Raw genomic sequence first — 16,092 nt, 5'->3', positions numbered from 1 at the left:
ACGAGACCCTGAGCGGCGACGAAATCCGCCATCTCCTCGACGGACAGCCTCCGGTGCGCGATACCGGCGAGGCGATCAGCCCCAGCCGCGGCTCCGCCGTGCCCACCGCCGGCCGTGGCCGCCCGCGGGAGAGCGACGGGGGCATGGAGCCCCAGCCGCAGGCCTGAAGACGCCTGGACATGTAAAATTCAGAACGCCCGCTTCCCGGCGGGCGTTCTTTTTGTTTACCTCAAAGATCTAATAATCCCTAAGGACCAGGTTTAAGGCTTGTAACAATCGCTTATCACTTGTGATGGCGCGGATTGGCTCAGGTGCCTTGACCTAATTCAGGGAGGTTGCTTTGAAAAAGCCAAGGCGCGCATTGGCGCTACGGAATGCGGAGACAAGGCACGTGCGTAAATACTTCGGAACCGATGGCATCCGGGGCCGCGCCAACGGAATCATCACGCCGGATCTGGCCCTGCGGGTCGGACAGGCAGCGGGTCTCATGTTCCAGCAGCGCGGCGATTACCGCCATCGGGTCGTGATCGGCAAGGATACGCGGCTCTCCGGCTATATGATCGAATCCGCCCTTCAGGCCGGCTTCACCTCGGTGGGCATGGACGTGCTGCTGCTGGGTCCGATCCCAACCCCCGCGGTCGCCATGCTGACGCGCTCCATGCGCTGCGACCTGGGCGTGATGATCTCGGCCTCCCACAACCCCTATGAGGACAACGGCATCAAGCTGTTCGGCCCCGACGGGTTCAAGCTCAGCGACGACATGGAGCTTCAGATCGAGGCTCTGATCGATTCCGACCTGACGCGACGTCTGGCGGGGTCGTCCACGCTCGGCCGCGCCAAGCGCATCGAGAGCGTCCAGGCCCGCTATATCGAGTTCGCCAAGCGCACCCTGCCGCGCCAGGTCGACCTGGAAGGCATGCGCGTGGTGATCGATTGCGCCAACGGCGCCGGCTACAAGGTCGCCCCGGAGGCCCTGTGGGAGCTGGGCGCCGAAGTCGTGTCCATCGGCGTCGAACCCAACGGCTTCAACATCAACCACGATGTGGGCTCCACCGCGCCCGACGCCTTGATCCACAAGGTGCGCGAACTGCGCGCCGATGTGGGCATCGCCCTCGACGGCGATGCGGACCGGGTGCTGATCGTCGACGAGAAGGGCCATCGGGTCGATGGCGACCAGCTCATGGGCGTCGTCGCCCGCTCCTGGAAGGAGGACGGCCGCCTGGCGCAGCCCGGCATCGTCGCGACGATCATGTCCAATCTCGGCCTGGAGCGCTATCTGAACGGCATGAGCCTCGGCCTGGTGCGCACCGCGGTCGGCGACCGCTATGTGCTCGAGCACATGCGCGCCCACGGCTACAATCTCGGCGGCGAGCAGTCGGGCCACATCATCATGTCCGACTACACCACGACCGGCGACGGCCTCGTGGCGGCTCTCCAGCTCCTCGCCGTGGTAAAGAGCCTCGGCAAGCCGGTCTCGGAGGTCTGCCATTGCTTCGAGCCGCTGCCGCAGGTGCTCAAGAACGTGCGCTACAAGTCCGGCAAGCCGCTGCAGGAGGCCTCGGTTATCCAGGCCATTGAGTCCGGCCGCGAGACCCTCGGCAACTCCGGCCGTCTCGTGATCCGTCCCTCCGGCACCGAGCCTGTAATCCGCGTGATGGGCGAGGGTGACAACGAGGACCTCGTCAACCGCGTGGTGGACGACGTGGTGGAGGCCGTTACCCAGGCTGCTTCGAGGGCCGCTGCGTAAGCACGGCTTCCGTTTCGCTTTCAAAACAGAAGCCCCGGCGATCATCTCGCCGGGGCTTTTGTTTTCCGTCTTCTTGGTAGTGTGTCTCTCAACCTCATCCTGCGGAGCCAGCGCAGCAGGCGTCTCGAAGGAGGATTCAGAGAGCACTGGACCCGCCCTCGTCCTTCGAGACGGACCTGACGGTCCTCCTCAGGATTGAGGCTCAAGGGAGAAGGCGTCCGCTCCGGATCACTCCGCCGCTTGAGCCGGCGGCACGTGCTTGGTCCGCGACGGTAGGTCGTCGCCGTGGGCGGGCTGGCCGGTCTGGGCGCGGAGCTTGTCGAGCATTTCGCTCACGTAGGTGGCAGGCTTGGTGAAGCCGCCGAGGAGCAGGTAGATCGAGGGCACCACCAGCATGGTCAGCATGGTCGAGACGGTGACGCCGCCCACGATCACCGAGCCGATGGCGTTGCGCGCCTCGGCGCCGGCCCCAGTGGACCAGGCGAGCGGAACGGCGCCGCCGATCATGGCGATCGAGGTCATCAGGATCGGACGCAGGCGCAGCACCGAGGCTTCGAGCACCGCATCCCGCACCGAGTATCCGCGTTCGCGCAGCTGGTTCGAGAATTCGACGATCAGAATGCCGTTCTTGGTCATGAGGCCGATGAGCAGGATCATGCCGATCTGGCTGTAGATGTTGAGCGTCTGTCCGGTGACGAACAAAGCCAGCAATCCGCCCGTCACTGCAAGCGGTACGGTGAGCATGATGATGAACGGGTTGATCCAGCTCTCGAACTGCGCCGCCAGTACCAGGAACACCACCAGCAGCGCCATGGTGAAGGTCACGTAGATCGCTCCGGTCGAGTCCAGGAAGTCCTTGGACTGGCCGTTATAGCCGATGCGCACCTCCGCCGGCAGGTTGTCGCGCACGATCTGCTGGAGGATCTCCAGGCCTTCGCCGATGGAGACGCCCGGTGACAGCGAGGATTGGATCGTGATCGAGCGCAGGCGGTCGAACCGGTTCAGGGCCTGAGGCGCAGCCGATTCCGTCAGGGTCACAAAGGAGGAGAGGGGGACGAGCTCACTGTTGGCAGCGCGGATGAAGGTGTTGGTGAGATCGTTGGGCGTCGCACGGTCCTGGGCGCGGGCACGCATGATCACCGGGTACTCGTCGCCGCGGCTGACGAAGGTCGAGACCTCGGTCTCGCCGAACATCAGTTCGAGCGTGCGGCCGATATCCTCCACCGAGACGCCGAGATCGGCGGCGCGCTGGCGGTCGATCTGCACGCGGATGTCCGGCTGCGACTCGCGATAGTTGGAATCCATGTTGACGAACTTGCCCGTCTCCTGGGCCTTCTGCATGACGATGTCACGCCAGCCGCGGATCGTCTCGTAATCCGGGCCGCCAAGCACGAACTGGATCGGCTGGCCGAAGCCGCCGGCGCCGCCGAAGGCCGGCGGGTTGACCAACGACACGCGCGCGCCGGGGAAGCTCGACACCTTCGGCGTCATCTGGCGCACGATGTCCTGCTGGCTCTCGGTGCGGTCTTCCCACGGCACGAGGCGCACGATCACGATGCCTTCGTTGACCGGGGAGGGGCGTGCGAAGCCGGGGGCCACCTGACTCAGCATCGAGGCGACGAGGCCCTGCTCATGCAGGGGCATGAGGGCGCGCTCGACCTCCTTCACCCGGTCGCGGGTGTAGTCGAGGCTGGCGCCCTCCGGCGCCTGGAGGCGGACGATGACGGCGCCGCGATCCTCAGTTGGCGCGAACTCCTTCGGCAGGGACTGGAACAGGCCGTAGGCCGAGAGCGACACCAGGAAGCCGATGAAGAGGATGACCACCGGTACCCTCAGGGCGCGGGAGAGGAGCCAGCGGTAGCCGTTGTTCATCTTCTCGAACACAGGCTCGGTCATGCGCTGGATCCGGCCGTGGGCCGGGACCATCAGCTTGGAGCACAGCATCGGGGTCAGCGTGCGTGCCACGACGCCGGAGAAGAAGATCGAGGCGGCAAGCGTGATGCCGAATTCGCGGAAGAGCTTGCCGGTATTGCCCGTCATGAAGGCGAGCGGCACGAACACGGCCATCAGCGTGGCCGTGGTGGCGATCACCGCGAAGCCGATCTCGCGGGCGCCGTCGAAGGAGGCGAGCAGCGGCGGCTGGCCCTCCTCGATGCGCCGGTGCACGTTTTCGATCTCCACGATCGCATCGTCCACCACGATGCCGATGGCGAGCACGATGGCGAGCAGGGTCAGCACGTTGATGGACGCGCCGAAGAAGCTCATCACCATGAAGGCTGCGGTGATCGAGACCGGGATGGCCACCATGGCCACGATGGTGGAGCGCCAGTCGCGCAGGAAGATCAGGATCACCAGGATCACGAGCGCCACACCTTCCACGAGCGTGTGCAGCACGCCGTCGATGGAGGCACGGATGAACTGGCTCTCGTCATAGGCCACTTCAGCGATGGTGCCGGGCGGCAGGGAGGACTTGAGTTCGTCCAGTTCCTTGCGCACGCCATCGACGACGGAGAGCGTGTTGGCGGTCGATTGGCGCACGACGCCCATGCCGATGGCGGTCTCGCCCGACTGGTAGAATTCGAAGCGCGTGTCTTCCGGGCCCACCTCGACCTGAGCCACCTCGCCGAGCCGGACCAGATAGCCGTTCTTGTTGGTGACGATCACCTGCGAGAACTCTTCGGGCGTGGCGAGGCGGGAATCGGTCTTGACGGTGAATTCGCGCTGACTGGACTCGATCCTGCCGCCGGGCAGCTCCACGTTCTGGCGCTTGATAGCCGTTTCCAGGTCCTGCACCGTCAGGCCGCGGGCTGCGAGCGCCGGCCGGTCGACCCAGATCCTCATGGCAAAGCGCCGCTCGCCGCTCAGGTTGACGTTGGCCACGCCCGGAACGGTGGAGAGGCGATCCACATAGACGCGCTTGAGGTAGTCGCTGAGCTCCAGCGCATCGAGAGTGGTGGACGTGACGCCGACCCACAGGATGGCCGAGGCGTTCGCATCCACTTTTCGCACCACGGGCGTATCGGCTCCGTCGGGCAACCGTCCGGCGACGCGGGAAACGGCGTCTCGCACGTCGGAGGTCGCGGCTTCCGGATCGCGGGACACCTCGAACTCGATGGAGACGGACGAGCGGTCGTTCTGGCTCTGGGACGTGATCTGGCGGATACCCTCGATGCCGGCCACCGCGCCTTCCACGATCTCCGTCACCCGGCTCTCGATCACCTCGTTCGAGGCGCCGCGATAGACGGTGGAGACCGAGACGACCGGGCGGTCGGTCTGCGGATATTCGCGAACCGGCAGGTTCATGAGCGCGGCAAGGCCGCCCACGATCAGCAGCAGGCTGACCACGACGGCGAAGACAGGACGGCGGATGAAGAGGTCTGAAACCTGCATGGTGGTTCGGCTCTATACCAGTCTGTAAACGAAAACCTCCCGCCGGAGCGGGAGAGAGAAGTCACTTGCGCTCGGCCGCCTGGGCGGCGCCGATGGCCTGCGGGACGTTCAGCGAGGAGCGGGAGGGCTGCTCCCGGTTCGCCGCCGGGACAGGCGCGGCCGGCGCGCCCGAGCCCACCGGGCGGGCGACGACCTCGGCTCCGGGCCGCACGCGCTGGACGCCCAGCACGACGATGGTCTCGCCGGCTTTCAGCCCGTCCACCACCTCGACCTTGCCGCCCTGGCGCTGGCCGATGGTGATGACGCGGCGCTCCACCTTGCTGTCCTTCACCGGATAGACGACATGGCGCAGGCCCTCGCTGACGACGGCCTCCTCCGGCACCACGACGGCGTCGTCCTTGGTCGAAACCTCCAGGGCCACGGACAGGAACATGCCGGGCTTCAGGGCTTCGTCCGGATTGTCGAACTCGGCGGTCAGGCGCGCCGTGCGGGTCGTCTGATCGACGCGTGTATCGATGGTCGCAACGGTGCCCTTGAAAGTGCGGCCGCGATAGGCCGCCGAGGTGGCGTTGACCGTCTGGCCCGGCTTGAGGCGGCCTAGGAGGTTCTCCGGCACCGCGAAGTCGAGGCGCACCTTCGACAGGTCGTCGAGCGACGTGATCCGGGTGCCCGGTGCCACATAGGCGCCGAGCGAGACCGAACGGACGCCGACGCGGCCGGCGAAGGGGGCCCGGATGTTCAGATCTTCGAGGCGAGCCTCGGCGGCCTTGCGCTGGGCGCGGACGGAGGCGATGGAGCCCTCCAGCGACTTCATCTGGGCCGTCAGGTCGTCGACCTGGGCGCCGGTGCCTGCTCCGGTGCGGCTCAACGCCTGGGCCCGCTCGAGCTTGATGGCGACTTCGTTCTTGAGGGCTTCGGCGCGGCTCGCTTCGGCGATGGTCTGCTCGATTTCGGCGCGGCGCTCGGCGGCATCGAACTGGATCAGGGTATCGCCGGCCTTGACCTTCTGGCCTTCCTCGAAGCCGATCTGGCCGATGATTCCTGCCACCTTGGCGGTCACTGTGATCGATTCATAGGCACGCACCGTACCGACCGATTCCCGAACCTCGACGATGCGTCCAGTCTTCACCGTGTCCACGTCGACCGCCGCAGGCCCCAACTGACCGGCCCGGCTGCGACCTCCCGGAGCAGCGGCCTGCTGGTCTGCGGGTTGGCTCACATAGGCGCCGATCACGGGCACTTGGGCCAGATGGCCGCCCTTGTAGGCGTACCAGCCGCCAAAGCCTGCTGCCCCCAGCACGGCAATGACAGCGAGTTGACCGGACACACGCATGCTCGCTCCTTACTCAGTCTCTCGGCCTTATTGGCTTTTTCGGTCACAATTGTCGGAAGGTGTCCTAGCACAATATATGCCAAGCGCTGTGAACATAACGCAGCAGACACGATGTTTTGTATTACGATTTCGTAATCTGAACACCTGCCCCGACGATCCGTGCCTTGACCGTGGTCCTTGCCTCCGTCATACCGGTCGGCGGGACACCTCTCCCCACCGAGAGGCGCCCATCTGTAAGGATGGATTACCATGCCAAACCTGCCCGCCGCGCGTCCGCGCGCGCCTTTCTTCTCGTCCGGCCCCTGCGCGAAGCGCCCCGGATGGTCTCTCCAGAACCTCAAGACCGACAGCCTCGGCCGCTCGCACCGCGCGAAGCTCGGCAAGGCGCGCCTGAAGCTCGCCATCGACCTCACCCGCGAGGTGCTGGAGGTGCCGGCCGATTACCGCATCGGCATCGTGCCGGCCTCGGACACCGGCGCCGTGGAGATGGTGCTGTGGTCGATGCTGGGCGCTCGCCCGGTCGACATGCTGGCCTGGGAGAGCTTCGGCGAGGGCTGGGTCACGGACGTGATCAAGCAGTTGAAGCTTGCCGACGCCCGCGTCGTCAATGCGCCCTATGGCGAGCTCCCCGATCTCAAGCAGGTCGATGCGAAGAACCGCGACGTGGTCTTCACCTGGAACGGCACCACCTCCGGCGTGCGCGTGCCGAACGCCGACTGGATCGCGGCCGACCGCGAGGGGCTGACCATCTGCGATGCCACCTCGGCGGCCTTCGCGCAGAAGCTCGATTTTTCCAAGCTCGACGTGGTCACCTTCTCCTGGCAGAAGGTTCTCGGCGGCGAAGCGGCCCACGGCATGCTCATCCTCTCCCCCCGCGCGGTGGAGCGGCTCGAGACCTACAAGCCGGCCTGGCCGCTGCCGAAAATCTTCCGTATGACCAAGGGCGGCAAGCTCATCGAAGGCATCTTCGAGGGCGAGACGATCAACACGCCCTCCATGCTGGCCGTCGAGGATTACATCGACGCGCTCGAATGGGCGAAGTCCATCGGCGGACTCAATGCGCTCGTGGCCAAGGCCGACGCCAACGCGAAGGTCATTCACGATTGGGTCGCGAAGACCCCGTGGATCGCCAATCTCGCCAAGGTTCCCGCCACCGCGTCGAACACCAGCGTCTGCCTCGTCATCGCCGATCCGGACGTGGTCGCACAGGGCCCCGAGGCCGTGGCGCAGGTCGCCAAGGGCATCACGACAGCGCTCGACAAGGAGAATGTGGCTCTCGACATCGGCGCCTATCGCGATGCGCCTTCCGGCCTTCGCATCTGGTGCGGCGCCACCGTCGAGCAATCCGATCTGGAAGCCCTGACGCCTTGGCTCGACTGGGCCTTCGCGCAGGAAAAGGCGAAGCTCGCGAAAGCGGCGTAACGCTCACTGACCCCTGTCCCGTCATCCCCGGGCGTGTCCCAGGGATCCACGCCTTTCGAGGGCTGAGCTTGCAATACCGGCAAACATGGATGGCCGGGACGAGCCCGGCCATGACGCCATGAGGTTCAACCCATGCCCGCTCCCCGCGTTCTCATTTCCGACGCTTTGTCTCCCGCCGCCGTGCAGATCTTCAAGGATCGCGGCATCGAGGTCGATTTCCAGCCCGATCTCGGCAAGGACAAGGACAAACTCGCCGCCATCATCGGCGAGTATGACGGCCTTGCCATACGGTCCGCCACCAAGGTCACGGCGAAGATCCTCAAGCAGGCCAAGAACCTGAAGGTGATCGGCCGCGCCGGAATCGGCGTCGACAATGTCGAGATCCCTGCCGCCACGGCGAAGGGCGTCATCGTCATGAACACGCCCTTCGGCAATTCTATCACCACCGCCGAGCATGCGATCGCCATGATGTTCGCGCTCGCGCGCCAGATCCCGCAGGCCGACGCCTCCACGCAAGCGGGCAAATGGGAGAAGAACCGCTTCATGGGCGTCGAGTTGACGGCCAAGGTGCTCGGTGTCATCGGCTGCGGCAATATCGGGTCCATCGTGGCCGATCGCGCCATCGGCCTGCGCATGAAGGTGATCGCCTACGATCCCTTCCTGTCTCCGGAGCGCGCGGTCGAACTCGGCGTCGAGAAGGTGGAGCTGGACGATCTCTTACGCCGCGCCGACATCATCACGCTGCACGTGCCGATGACGGAGAAGACGAAGAACGTGCTCTCGGCCGAAAACATCGCCAAGACCAAGAAGGGCGTGCGCATCGTCAACTGCGCCCGCGGCGGTCTCGTCGACGAGGTGGCGCTTCGTGCCGCGCTCGATTCCGGCCATGTGGCGGGCGCGGCCTTCGACGTCTTCATCGAGGAGCCGGCCACGAGCAACCCGCTCTTCGGCCATCCCAACGTGGTCTGCACGCCGCATCTCGGTGCCGCAACGACGGAAGCGCAGGAAAACGTGGCGCTGCAGGTCGCCGAGCAGATGTCGGACTATCTGCTGCAGGGCGCGATCCAGAACGCGGTGAACTTCCCCTCGATCACCGCGGAGGAAGCGCCGCGCCTGAAGCCGTTTGTCGCGCTTGCCGACAAACTCGGCTCCTTCCTGGGCCAGCTCACGGAAGCCTCGATCAAGGGCATCCGCATCGAATACGAGGGCGCCGTGGCGGAAATGAACACCCGCGCGCTGACCTCGGCGGCCGTGACCGGCGTGCTGCGTCCCTTCCTGCAGGACATCAACATGGTGTCGGCTCCGGTTGTCGCGCGAGAGCGCGGCATCACGGTCGAGGAGGTCAAGCGCGAGAGCGCGGTCCGCGACTACGAAAGCTTCATCCGCATCATCGTCGATGCCGAGGACATGCCGCGCCATGCGGGCGGCACCGTGTTCCAGGACGGCAAGCCGCGCGTGCTCGATATCCGGGACATCGCGGTCGATGCGGAGTTCGCGCCGCACATGATCTATGTGCGCAACGACGACAAGCCCGGCTTCATCGGACGCTTCGGCACGCTGCTCGGCGAGTCAGGCGTGAACGTTGCGACCTTCGCGCTCGGTCGCGACAAACCGGGCGGCGACGCCATCTGCTTCGTGTCGGTCGACCAGCCGGTCTCCGATGAACTCCTGCGCAAGATCGAGGAGATTCCGCAGGTCAAGCGCGCCCGCGCCGTGCGGTTCTAAACGCCTCTTCCGGCAAACCGGCGTCGACTTTGCCGGAAGATGCGACATGCAAGACGCTGAGGTAAGCATGATGGCCCATGTCCCTTCACAACGCTTCGTCCTGACGCTCGCCTGCGCGAACCGTCCCGGTATCGTGGCCGCCGTGGCCGGGCATCTGTCAGATGCGGGTCTCAACATCCTCGACGCCCAGCAATACGACGATACGCAGACGGATCGCTTCTTCATGCGTGTCGTGTTCGATCCCGTGTCGGGGAAGAGCGATATCGATGCCTTGAAGAGCGGCTTCGTGCCGCTCTCTGAGCGCTTCGGCATGACATGGACCCTGCGCGATCCCGGCGAGAAGCGCCGGGTTATGCTGCTGGTCTCGAAATTCGATCATTGCCTCGCGGATCTGCTCTATCGCTGGCGCATCGGCGAGCTCGATTTCGAGCCCGTCGGCGTCATCGCCAATCATCCGGCCGAAACCTACAGCCATGTGGATCTCGGCAACGTTCCGTTTCACTGCCTTCCCGTCACGAAGGACACGAAGCGCGAACAGGAAGCCAGGGTCTGGGAGGTCATCCGCGACTCCAGGGCCGATCTCGTGGTGCTCGCGCGCTACATGCAGGTGCTGTCGGACGGTCTCGCGGCAAAGCTCGCCGGACGCTGCATCAACATCCACCACTCGTTTCTTCCTAGCTTCAAGGGCGCCAAGCCCTACCATCAGGCTCATGCCCGCGGCGTGAAGCTGATCGGCGCGACCGCGCATTACGTGACGTCCGATCTCGACGAAGGCCCGATCATCACGCAGGACGTGGAATCGATCACGCACCGCGACTCGGCGGAGGATCTCGTGCGCAAGGGACGCGACATCGAACGCCGCGTCCTGGCCCGCGCCGTGCGCTATCACCTGGAAGACCGCATCCTGCTCAACGGCCGCAAGACGGTGGTGTTCGCGGATTAGAGGCAGCGGGCTGTCACACTTACGACGTCATCACCGGCCTTGCCGGTGATCCCGATCGACTGAGGCGCGGCCTTCAAATGATCCGGATGGCCGGGACAAGCCCTGCCGTGACGCGGAGAGTCGGGATATAGGGCGTCAATGCCTACCGCCGCCGTTCTGCCAGCCAGATGCCGCCGAGCACCAGCGCCAGACCCAGCGCGTGATAGGTCGCGAAAGGCTCGCCGAGCAGGACCACCGCGAGCAGGGCGCCGAACACCGGCACGAGATTGACGAAGAGCCCCGCTCGCGCCGGGCCGATCAGCTCCACGCCGCGGATGAAGAAGATCTGCGAGAGCAGCGAGGGCAGGAGCGCGACATAGAGCAGGATGAGCCAGCCCTTCGGCGTGGGGAACTGCGCCGTGCCCTGAATCATCTCCACGCCCACGAGGGGCAGGGAACTGGCGAAGGCCACGACGGCCATGGCGGCGAAGAACACGAGGCCCGGCATCTCCGGACGATAGCGCAGGCCCAGCGTGTAGATCGAATAGAACACGCAGGCGATCAGCATCCACACGTCGCCGATATTGATCGCCAGCGTCTTCAGGATCTCCCAGTCGGCTTTGACGGACACCATGATCACGCCGATCAGCGTGACGATCATGCCTAGGATCTGCAGCGGGATCACGCGGGCGCGGAAGACGAGGATCATGCCGAGAAGCACGAAGACGGGAATCGAGCCCTGGAAGATGGTGAGGTTGACCGCGCTGGTGTGATGGGCGGCGGCATAGAACAATGCGTTGAAGGCGGTGAAGCCGAAGACCCCCATGAGGATGGTGAACAGCCAGCGGGCTTTGAATTTCGCCCACTCGGCCACGAGCTGCCGCCCGACGAGGGGCAGCAGGATCGCCACGACGACGATCCAGCGCAGGCAGGTCAGCACCATGGGCGAGACCTCGCCGATGGCGAGCCGGCCGGCGATGCCGTTGCCGGCCCACATGAGCGTGGTGAGGACCAGGAGAACATAGGCCCGCCCCCAAAGGCCTTGCCGGAGCGAATTCAGAAATTTCATCGGAGGCCGGACCTTATTGCGCTTGCCGCCGCGTGCCGTTCGGCTAAACCGGCACGAAAGAAAGCGGGTGACACGCATGGCCTTACGGTTTCTGGTGGTTGAGGGCAATACGCGGGGTGCAAGGCAGGCCCACAAGGAAGCCTATGGACTCACGCTCTCGGAGTCCTACGCGGAGGTGATTCACGGCATTGATGACGATTCCGTCTGCGACATCGCCTTTCCGACGGACGAGGGCGCGAACCTGCCGGATGCGGCCGGGCTCGAATCCTACGACGGCATCGTGCTCACCGGCTCCCATCTCAACATCTACGACCGCACGCCCGACATCCTACGCCAGATCGACCTGATGCGGGCGGTCTATGCGTCCCGGACCCCGTCCTTCGGCTCCTGTTGGGGCCTGCAGGTGGCGGCCGTCGCGGCGGACGGGGACGTGCGGCCGAACCCGCTCGGGCGCGAAGTGGGCATCGCGCGCAAGCTCACGGCCACCGAGGCAGGCCGCACTCACCCTCTGCTCGAGGGACGTCCCGCGGCTTACGATGCGCCCGCCATTCATCTCGACGTGGTCACGGCCCTGCCGGGCGACTGCACGGTGCTGGCGAGCAATGCCATCTCGCCGGTCCAGGCCGCCGAGATCCGCCAGAATGGCGGCGTGTTCTGGGGCGTGCAGTATCATCCCGAGTTCTCCTTAAGCGAACTCGCCGCCATCCTGAGCCGCCGGACGGACATCCTGGTGAGGGAGGGCTTCTGCCGGACGGCTGAAGAGGCCGTTGCCTATACGCAGGATCTGTCCGCCCTCGACAAGGATCCGTCCCGCTTCGACCTCGCCTGGCGGCACGGCATCGATGCGGAAATCCTCGACCCCCATCGCCGCATCCGCGAAATCCGCAACTTCATCGAGCATCGCGTGAAGACGCAAAAGAGCGTGCGCGGACGGGCGTGAGGCTTCTCGCTCGTCGCGTTCGCACACGCGCTTCGGCAGAGGACGTGGATGGCCGGAACAAGCCCGGCCATGACGAGCAGGGTGTCTTCAGGCGTGGCTGCTCAGACGGGCTCCCGTTCCGCCGCGGCGGCGTTGCTCACCTGCAGCACGGTCAGGCGCTTCGATTCACCCGTGCGGGTGGTCCAGCCGATCGATTGTCCCAGCGGGAGCCCGATGAGAGCGGTCCCGATCGGCGTCAGCACCGAGATCTTTCCCTTCGATATGTCGGCTTCGTGCGGATAAACCAGGGTGACTGTCTGCACGCGGCCCGCGGTGTCATCGCGGAAATCGACTTCGCAGCCCATGTAGACAATGTCTGCGCGTCGCTTTCCCTCAGGCAGGATATGAGCCCGATCGAGTTCCTCGGCGAGCTCCCGTGCCACGTCCGGCATCGTGTGCAGGGCCGCTGCGGCAAGGGTTGAGAGTTTTTCGTGATCGGCCGCCGTCAGAGTGATCCGTGGCTTCGCCCTGCCGCTTGTTCTCTTGGTCATTCGATATTTCCTTTTTGAAGATGCTGCAGCGCGCGACGCTGCAACAGGCACCGGGATCGCCATTGGATTCCGGTCGGTCGTGAGATGGATTGCGGGGCGCGGGCATAGGCGTCCCGGGCTGTGTGGTGGTCCCGCCGATCAGGGCCTTCGCAGGCGGAGGAGCGCGGTTGAGTTCGTCTGACCGTGGACGATCCTGCCTTCGCGGCACGGAGCGCCCGCATGAAGCCGCGATACCAGTGTCGCCGCGCCGGCTCAGCCGGCATCCAGCCTCACACCATGTCCGGTGGTTCAGATCGTATGAGGCGCCCCGAGCTCGGAGCGCAGACGCGCGTTGAGCTCGGGGCTACTGGCCCGCGATGAGGTTGCCTGCCCGATGCAGGCCGCGACGATGGCGTAGAAGGCTCAACATGATGGGCCGAGGCTCCTACACCGCATCGTGTTTGTCAAATGATGGCTGTGCCGCCATTCCCGCCTGCCTTCCCGTCTCTCCAGCCGCATCCTGAGGAGGTGAGAGGGAAGGTGAACCGGACGATGCCATCCCGAACCGCCGCTCTCCTTGTCATGGCCGGGCCTGCCCCGGCCATCCCGATCCGGTGAGGTGCTTCGCTTTACGGATCGGGATCACCGGCACAAGGCCGGTGATGACGGGGAGGATTATAGCCAGGCCTGCGGACTATGTTCTCACTTTGTTCTTGACACTGTGTATCATCTGGGCTCGACCCGTGCTCATCCCGGCCCGACGGGGGGCGCGCTCGCGAGGCGTCGCAGATGTGGGGCGGGGAGCGGTCCTGCAGCAGGCCTCGCACGCCGGTTGGCGGGAGGCCCTTGGCAGCCCTGTGCTGGTCCAAGTCGAAACGCCTAACAGTCCCGCGTGCGAGGCGCCGTCCGGCTCTTCCATTCCACCATAGCCATCGAGCCGGGCTGCCATTCGCACCACCCTCGATCATCCTCATGGCTCAGGGCTCTCAAGCCCTGGGCCTACGGGTGCTGGCTCTTGGACAGACACATCGTCCCTGCGCCCGTCATCACACCCACCACGTCATGGCCGGCCATCCGGATGCGGAAAAGCACAGCGCTTCGATCCATCGAGATCACCGGCACAAAGCCGGTGATGACGTCGGAGGGTGCAGTCGGAGGGTGCGAGGGCAGAACGTATCCACCGATTCACGCTGTCAGTCTCACAGCCCTCATCCTGAGGAGCCGCTGCAAGCGGCGTCTCGAAGGAGGCTCCGGAGAGCACCGGAAGCGCGCCGTCCTGCGCGACGCTTCGCTCCTCAGGCGTGCCCCAATCTGCGGCTTTCCTCACCGTCATGGCCGGGCCGGTCCCGGCCATCCCGATCAGACGAGCGCCGCGTTCCCTTCATCGGGATCACCAGCACCGATCCCTGGACCAAGTCCGGGGAGAGGACGGGGAGAAGCGGGCCATGACGATATTCGTCACGCGCCTGCTCCGAGGTCACGACCCGACCCTCGATCCTTCCCCGCGAGGGAACAGAGTGTGCGACAGACTGCACCCGGGCCTGTTCCCCGCCGGCGAGCAATGTTCACGCCCTCTGCCCGACGGAAAATCATATTCCCGCCCTTCACGACACATATGATCGAGGAATCGAGGCTCATTCCGCCTTGACCTGAGGCGCGCGATCCACGATGAGGGTTTGCAAGGTTTTTACCCAACCCTGGCCTTGCGCCGGGGTTTTTTTATGTGAGGCTTGAGCGATGGCGAACGTGGTTGTCGTGGGCGCCCAGTGGGGCGACGAAGGCAAGGGCAAGATCGTCGATTGGTTGTCCGAACAGGCGGACGTGGTCGTGCGGTTCCAGGGCGGTCACAATGCCGGCCATACCCTCGTGATCGGCGACAAGGTCTACAAGCTCTCGCTCCTGCCCTCCGGCGTTGTGCGTCCGGGCAAGCTCTCCGTCATCGGCAACGGCGTCGTGCTCGATCCGCATGCGCTCGCCGGCGAGGTGCAGCGTCTGAGCGAGCAGGGCGTCTCGATCAGCCGCGAGAACCTGCGCGTCGCTGAAAACGCCACGCTGATTCTCTCCATCCACCGCGAGCTCGATGCGTTGCGCGAAAGCGGCAGCGCCGGCACGAAGATCGGCACCACCAAGCGCGGCATCGGCCCGGCCTACGAGGACAAGGTCGGCCGCCGCGCCATCCGGCTCATGGACCTCGCCGACCTCTCGTCTCTGCCTGAGAAGATCGAGCGGCTGCTCACGCATCACAACGCCCTGCGCCGCGGCTTCGGTCTCGACGAGTTCGAGCCCAAGGCGATCTATGACGAGCTGGCTTCGGTCGCGCCCAAGGTCCTGCCCTACATGGATGCCGTGTGGCGCCTGCTCGACGAGGAGCGTCGCGCCGGCAAGCGCATCCTGTTCGAGGGCGCACAGGGCGCGCTGCTCGATGTGGATCACGGCACCTATCCCTTCGTCACGTCTTCCAACACGGTGGCCGGACAGGCGGCGACCGGCTCCGGCCTCGGCCCGGGCGGCGTCGGCTACGTGCTCGGCATCGCCAAGGCCTATACGACCCGCGTGGGCGAGGGGCCGTTCCCGACCGAGCTGTTCGACGAGACCGGCGAGCTAATCGGCCAGAAGGGCAAGGAGTTCGGCGTGGTGACGGGCCGCAAGCGCCGCTGCGGCTGGTTCGATGCCACGCTCGTGCGCCAGACGGTGCGCACCTCCGGCATCGACGGCATCGCCCTCACCAAGCTCGACATCCTCGACGGCTTCGAGACGATCAAGATCGGCGTCGGATACAAGCTCGATGGCGAGACCATCGATTACTTCCCGGCGAGCCAGGGCGCTCAGGCGCGCGTCGAGCCGATCTACGAAGAGATCGAAGGCTGGAGCGGTTCGACCGCAGGAGCGCGCTCCTGGGCTGACCTTCCGGCACAGGCGATCAAATACGTCCGCCGCGTCGAGGAATTGATCGGAGCGCCCGTCGCCGTGCTCTCCACCTCGCCGGAGCGTGACGACACAATCCTCATGAAGAACCCCTTTGAGGGTTGACGACG

General features: G+C 65.3%; 11 protein-coding genes. 6 read left to right on the top strand and 5 right to left on the bottom strand.

What is annotated here, in order from left to right:
- Window positions 1–391: 391 nt before the first annotated feature.
- Window positions 392–1,747, top strand: a complete 1,356-nt coding sequence (gene glmM / locus FS320_RS12515) for a phosphoglucosamine mutase (RefSeq protein ID WP_162002949.1) — start codon at window positions 392–394, stop codon at window positions 1,745–1,747.
- A 228-nt stretch (window positions 1,748–1,975) separates the two neighbouring features.
- Here the strand turns inward: glmM and FS320_RS12510 are convergent, their stop codons facing one another.
- Complete coding sequence (locus tag FS320_RS12510; RefSeq protein WP_152711947.1) at window positions 1,976–5,137, bottom strand: efflux RND transporter permease subunit; 3,162 nt, start codon at window positions 5,135–5,137, stop codon at window positions 1,976–1,978.
- Between the two features lie 61 nt (window positions 5,138–5,198).
- Complete coding sequence (locus FS320_RS12505; protein ID WP_152711945.1) at window positions 5,199–6,470, bottom strand: efflux RND transporter periplasmic adaptor subunit; 1,272 nt, start codon at window positions 6,468–6,470, stop codon at window positions 5,199–5,201.
- Between the two features lie 249 nt (window positions 6,471–6,719).
- Between FS320_RS12505 and FS320_RS12500 the strand changes: the two genes are divergently transcribed.
- From FS320_RS12500 to purU, 3 genes are all read left to right on the top strand, one after another.
- Complete coding sequence (locus tag FS320_RS12500; RefSeq protein WP_152711943.1) at window positions 6,720–7,892, top strand: phosphoserine transaminase; 1,173 nt, start codon at window positions 6,720–6,722, stop codon at window positions 7,890–7,892.
- A gap of 132 nt (window positions 7,893–8,024) precedes the next feature.
- Complete coding sequence (gene serA / locus FS320_RS12495; protein ID WP_152711941.1) at window positions 8,025–9,617, top strand: phosphoglycerate dehydrogenase; 1,593 nt, start codon at window positions 8,025–8,027, stop codon at window positions 9,615–9,617.
- A 70-nt stretch (window positions 9,618–9,687) separates the two neighbouring features.
- Window positions 9,688–10,560 (top strand): formyltetrahydrofolate deformylase, encoded by an 873-nt coding sequence (purU, locus tag FS320_RS12490; protein WP_152711955.1) that lies wholly within the window; start codon window positions 9,688–9,690, stop codon window positions 10,558–10,560.
- Window positions 10,561–10,702: 142 nt separating this feature from the next.
- Here purU and FS320_RS12485 read toward each other — a convergent pair whose 3' ends face one another.
- Window positions 10,703–11,608, bottom strand: a complete 906-nt coding sequence (locus tag FS320_RS12485) for a DMT family transporter (RefSeq protein ID WP_152711939.1) — start codon at window positions 11,606–11,608, stop codon at window positions 10,703–10,705.
- Window positions 11,609–11,684: 76 nt separating this feature from the next.
- On the opposite strand from FS320_RS12485, the gene FS320_RS12480 reads away from it, so the two are divergent.
- Window positions 11,685–12,548: a type 1 glutamine amidotransferase gene (locus tag FS320_RS12480; protein WP_152711937.1), complete on the top strand. Its 864-nt coding sequence runs from the start codon at window positions 11,685–11,687 to the stop codon at window positions 12,546–12,548.
- A 101-nt stretch (window positions 12,549–12,649) separates the two neighbouring features.
- On the opposite strand, the gene rnk is transcribed toward FS320_RS12480, so the two are convergent.
- Together rnk and FS320_RS45925 are read right to left on the bottom strand one after the other, a co-directional pair.
- Window positions 12,650–13,078, bottom strand: a complete 429-nt coding sequence (rnk, locus tag FS320_RS12475) for a nucleoside diphosphate kinase regulator (protein ID WP_152711935.1) — start codon at window positions 13,076–13,078, stop codon at window positions 12,650–12,652.
- 1,274 nt (window positions 13,079–14,352) lie between these two features.
- Entirely contained in the window at window positions 14,353–14,538 is a 186-nt protein-coding gene (locus FS320_RS45925; RefSeq protein ID WP_152737955.1) for a hypothetical protein, read from the bottom strand.
- Between the two features lie 256 nt (window positions 14,539–14,794).
- Here FS320_RS45925 and FS320_RS12470 point away from each other — a divergent pair, with 256 nt between their 5' ends.
- The gene (locus FS320_RS12470; RefSeq protein ID WP_152711933.1) at window positions 14,795–16,087 is read left to right on the top strand and encodes an adenylosuccinate synthase; all 1,293 of its coding nucleotides are present in this window, start codon (window positions 14,795–14,797) and stop codon (window positions 16,085–16,087) included.
- Window positions 16,088–16,092 lie beyond the last annotated feature (5 nt).

It is taken from the genome of Microvirga tunisiensis, from assembly GCF_009296175.1.
In the GTDB taxonomy this organism is placed as follows: Bacteria; Pseudomonadota; Alphaproteobacteria; order Rhizobiales; family Beijerinckiaceae; genus Microvirga; species Microvirga tunisiensis.
The sequence above is the reverse complement of the archived record's forward strand: the minus strand, read 5'-3'. Positions and strand labels throughout refer to the sequence as shown.

Coding starts and splice junctions, on each gene's coding strand:
- FS320_RS12470 (WP_152711933.1), top strand. CDS start 14,795: ATGGCGAACGTGGTTGTCGTGGGCGCCCAGTGGGGCGACGAAGGCAAG.
- serA (WP_152711941.1), top strand. CDS start 8,025: ATGCCCGCTCCCCGCGTTCTCATTTCCGACGCTTTGTCTCCCGCCGCC.
- FS320_RS12480 (WP_152711937.1), top strand. CDS start 11,685: ATGGCCTTACGGTTTCTGGTGGTTGAGGGCAATACGCGGGGTGCAAGG.
- FS320_RS12485 (WP_152711939.1), bottom strand. CDS start 11,608: ATGAAATTTCTGAATTCGCTCCGGCAAGGCCTTTGGGGGCGGGCCTAT.
- FS320_RS12505 (WP_152711945.1), bottom strand. CDS start 6,470: ATGCGTGTGTCCGGTCAACTCGCTGTCATTGCCGTGCTGGGGGCAGCA.
- FS320_RS12500 (WP_152711943.1), top strand. CDS start 6,720: ATGCCAAACCTGCCCGCCGCGCGTCCGCGCGCGCCTTTCTTCTCGTCC.
- rnk (WP_152711935.1), bottom strand. CDS start 13,078: ATGACCAAGAGAACAAGCGGCAGGGCGAAGCCACGGATCACTCTGACG.
- purU (WP_152711955.1), top strand. CDS start 9,688: ATGGCCCATGTCCCTTCACAACGCTTCGTCCTGACGCTCGCCTGCGCG.
- FS320_RS12510 (WP_152711947.1), bottom strand. CDS start 5,137: ATGCAGGTTTCAGACCTCTTCATCCGCCGTCCTGTCTTCGCCGTCGTG.